The 220-nt window shown below is 67.3% G+C and carries 1 pseudogene; it reads left to right on the top strand.

Features of this window, described 5'->3' with window-relative positions:
- A pseudogene (locus G5A07_RS21960) lies at positions 1–175 on the top strand (acyl-[acyl-carrier-protein]--UDP-N-acetylglucosamine O-acyltransferase); the annotation flags it as partial.
- Between the last annotated feature and the right edge of the window lie 45 nt (positions 176–220).

Below are 220 nucleotides of genomic sequence, written 5' to 3'. Positions count from 1 at the left end.
CGGCTTCAGCAGCGAGGCCATCCATGCCCTGCGGCGTGCCTACAAGGTGGTCTATCGCCAGGGACATACCGTCGAGGAAGCCCTGGCCGAGCTGGCCGAAAGCGCTGCCCAGTTCCCCGAGGTCGCGGTGTTCCGTGATTCCATCCAGAGCGCAACCCGCGGCATCACCCGCTGAGCCATGGCTGACGGATTACGCGTAGCCCTGGTCGCCGGCGAGGCC

Source organism: Stenotrophomonas sp. AS012628 (genome assembly GCF_010608305.1).
Lineage (GTDB): Bacteria > Pseudomonadota > Gammaproteobacteria > Xanthomonadales > Xanthomonadaceae > Stenotrophomonas > Stenotrophomonas geniculata.
The sequence above is the reverse complement of the archived record's forward strand: the minus strand, read 5'-3'. Positions and strand labels throughout refer to the sequence as shown.